A 934-nucleotide genomic window follows, 5' to 3' on the forward strand; every position below is an offset into this window, starting at 1 on the left:
GCCCAGCACCACCGTGGCCGCCACCGCCGCTCCCGCGCGGCGCTGCAGCAGGGCCCGCCGCTCCCGCTGCCCCAGCACCGTCAAGAGCTCCGCCATGGAGCGGAAGCGGTCGCGCGGCTCCAGCGACAGCCCCTTCATCAGCGCGCGGCGCACCCAGGCCGGCACCTTCGATTCGCGCGGCGGCTCCAGGATGGGCGACGGCGGCAGCACCTGCACCGCCGCGGCCTCCGTCACGCCCGGCTCGTCATCCGCCCCGCCCCGGGCCCGCAGCTGGGACGCGACCCTCGACAGCTCGTCCGGATCGAACGGGCGGATGCCGTACAGCGCGCGGTACAGCGCCGCGCAGAAGCTGAATTGATCCGACCGCGAGTCCAGCAGCTCACCCCGGAACTGCTCCGGCGACATATAGGCGGGCGTGCCCATCACCAGCCCGGCCTGCGTGAGCTGCGAGTTCAGCGGCGAGTCGTCCCCCACCGGCCGCGTGCGCCCGCCGTCCTCGTCGTCGTCCTCCGCCTCGCCCATGGGCCGCGCCAGCCCGAAGTCCGTGACGTAGACGCGCCCGTCCTTGCCCACCAGCACGTTGGCCGGCTTGAAGTCGCGGTGCACCAGCCCCGCCACGTGCGCCGCCTCCAGGCCCTTGCCCGCCGCCAGGTACTTGTCCAGCAGCTCCTGCCACGTCCGGGGCTTCGCCTTCGTCCAGTCGCGCAGCGTGCCGCCGTCCACCAGCGCCATCGCCACGTAGATCTGCTGCTCCCACTGCCCCACTTCGAAGACGGGGATGACGTTGGGGTGGGAGATGCGCGCCATGGCCTGCGCCTCGCGCAACAGCCGCGCCCGCCCCTGCTCCAGGTCCTCGTGGCCGCCCTTCACCCGCAGGAGCTTCAGCGCCACCTTGCGGTCCAGGTCCGGATCATAGGCGGCGTACACCACCCCC

At 73.2% G+C, this 934-nt stretch carries 1 protein-coding gene; it reads right to left on the reverse strand.

The window, feature by feature from the left end; genetic code table 11:
• On the reverse strand, nt 1–934 hold a 934-nt coding region (locus D7X32_RS44500; protein ID WP_147450539.1), incomplete at both ends, for a serine/threonine-protein kinase.

The organism is Corallococcus carmarthensis (assembly GCF_003611695.1).
In the GTDB taxonomy this organism is placed as follows: domain Bacteria; phylum Myxococcota; class Myxococcia; order Myxococcales; family Myxococcaceae; genus Corallococcus; species Corallococcus carmarthensis.